The 2,200-nt window shown below is 70.5% G+C and carries 3 protein-coding genes; 1 reads left to right on the top strand and 2 read right to left on the bottom strand.

The window, feature by feature from the left end:
• Positions 1-50: 50 nt before the first annotated feature.
• The gene (locus tag HKK72_RS38745; RefSeq protein ID WP_187239352.1) at positions 51-989 is read left to right on the top strand and encodes an MBL fold metallo-hydrolase; all 939 of its coding nucleotides are present in this window, start codon (positions 51-53) and stop codon (positions 987-989) included.
• A 50-nt stretch (positions 990-1,039) separates the two neighbouring features.
• Here the strand turns inward: HKK72_RS38745 and HKK72_RS38750 are convergent, their stop codons facing one another.
• Both HKK72_RS38750 and HKK72_RS38755 read right to left on the bottom strand, forming a co-directional pair.
• Positions 1,040-1,900 carry an ABC transporter ATP-binding protein gene (locus HKK72_RS38750; RefSeq protein WP_187239353.1) on the bottom strand — a complete coding sequence of 287 codons (861 nt, stop codon included), beginning with the start codon at positions 1,898-1,900 and terminating at the stop codon, positions 1,040-1,042.
• A partial coding sequence (locus HKK72_RS38755) for an iron chelate uptake ABC transporter family permease subunit (RefSeq protein WP_187239354.1) occupies positions 1,897-2,200 on the bottom strand: 304 nt, incomplete at its 5' end. The genes HKK72_RS38755 and HKK72_RS38750, both read right to left, overlap by 4 nt.

Below are 2,200 nucleotides of genomic sequence, written 5' to 3' on the forward strand. Positions count from 1 at the left end.
CCCGGGCGGCCGAGGGCCGGCCGTCCCGTGCACCTCCGGAGGATTCGACCTTGAGTTCGCATCAGCACGACCGCCCGGATCTGGCGCCCCCGCGCGTGGTGGAGGTCAGCGACGGCGTGTACGGCTACCTGCAGCCGGACGGGAGCTGGTGGATCAACAACACCGGCTTCCTCGTCGGCCGCCGCGGCGTGACGAGCATCGACTCCTGCTCCACCGAGCGGCGCACCCGCGACTACCTCACCGCGATCGCGGGCGTCTCGGGCCTGCCGATCCGGACGCTCATCAACACCCATCACCACGGCGACCACACGTTCGGCAACTATCTGTTCGCCTCCGCGACCGTGGTCGGGCACGAACGGGCCAGGCAGGACGCCCTCGCCTTCGGGCTCCCGTTCTCGGCGCCGATCTGGGAGGAGGTCGAATGGGGCGACATCGAACTCGAGCCGCCGTTCCTCACCTTCACCGAGGCGGTCACGCTCCACGTCGACGAGTTGCGGGTCGACGTGCGCCACGTGGGCGGCCCCGCGCATACCAACAACGACTGCATCGTGTGGATCCCCGAGCGCAAGGTCCTGTTCTCCGGTGACCTGATCTTCAACGGCGGGACGCCCTTCGTGCTGATGGGATCGGTCGCCGGGTCACTCGACGTACTCGAGAATCTGCGCGGACTCGGCGCCGAGACCATCGTGCCCGGCCACGGCGAGGTCACCGGACCCGAGGTCATCGACGATGTCGCGCGCTATCTCACGTTCGTCCTGCGCCTCGCAGAGGAGGGCCGCGCCGCCGGGCTGACCCCGCTGGAGCTGGCCCGCGAGGCCGACCTCAGCGAGTTCGCCCACCTCACCGACGGTGAGCGCACTGTGGGCAACCTGCACCGCGCCTATGCCGAGCTCGGCGGCCTGGAACGCGGCGGCGAGATCGACCTGTTCACCGCGTTCACCGACATGGTGGCCTACAACGGCGGCCGGCCGCTGAGCTGCCTGGCCTGAGCCCGGGCCGGGCCCGGCCCGGCCCGGCCCGGCCCGGCCCGGCTGCGAAGCTAGTCGGCGAGGTCGGCCGGCACCAGTCCGCCGATCGCCTGCCTTCGCACATACCGCGGGACGGCAGGAACGATCAGCGGTGTCGCCGTTACGGGGTCGGGGACCACGATCGCCTCGAGGCCGAACACGTCGTGGACCCGTTCGTCGGTGACGACCTCCGCGGGATCGCCGTGCGCGACGATCCTGCCGTTTCGCATCATGATCAGGTGGTCGGCGTAGCGGGCGGCCTGGTTGAGGTCGTGGAGCACGGCGACGATGGTGCGGCCGAGGTCGTGGTTGAGCCGGCGCAACAGATTGAGGACCTCGATCTGGTGGGCGATGTCCAGATACGTGGTGGGCTCGTCGAGCAGGAGCGTGGGAGTGTCCTGCGCGATCGTCATGGCGATCCAGGCCCGTTGCCGCTGGCCGCCGGACAACTCGTCGACGTGCCGATCGGCCAGTTCGGTGATGCCGGTCTGGTGCAGCGCGTCGGTGACCCTGGCCTCGTCCTCGGCCGACCACTGCCGCCACCAGCGCTGATGCGGCTGCCGCCCGCGCGACACCAGATCGAACACCGTCATGCCTTCGGGCGCCGTCGGGGTCTGCGCGAGCACGCCGATCTGCTGCGCGACCCACCGGGTGGGCCGCCGGTGCAGGTCCTCGCCGTCCAGCAGCACCGTTCCGCTTCCGGGCTTGAGCAGGCGGCCCAGCGCCCGGAGCAGCGTGGACTTGCCACAGGCGTTCGGGCCGACGATGACGGTGACCCGCCCCGGCGGCAACCGCAGGTCCAACTCGGTGACGACGGTGTGCTCGGCGTAACCGAGCGTCAGCGCCTCGGTTCGCAGATGAGCGGTGGACGTCGGTTCGGTTCGCACGGTCATGACGGCCTCTCGGATCTGGATCGGATGAGCAGCCACATCAGGTAAGGGGCGCCGATCATGGCTGTGATCACGCCCACGGGGAGCTGGACGGGGGCGAGCACCACTCGCGCCGCGATATCGGCCACGACGACGATCACCGCTCCGGTCAGCCCGGCGCACAGCAACGGGATCTGCGCATCGCGGGTCAGCCTGGCCGCCACCTGGGGCGCGACCAGGGCCACGAAGTTCACCGATCCGGCCGCGCCGGTCGCGATCGATGCGAGCGCGACCCCGAGCACGGCGAGCCCGAGTCGCTGCCGG

This window comes from Actinomadura sp. HBU206391 (genome assembly GCF_014323665.1).
Lineage (GTDB): Bacteria > Actinomycetota > Actinomycetes > Streptosporangiales > Streptosporangiaceae > Actinomadura_C.

Bases quoted from the DNA above. Each gene is read 5' to 3' on its own strand.
- HKK72_RS38750 (WP_187239353.1), bottom strand. From the start codon at position 1,900: ATGACCGTGCGAACCGAACCGACGTCCACCGCTCATCTGCGAACCGAG.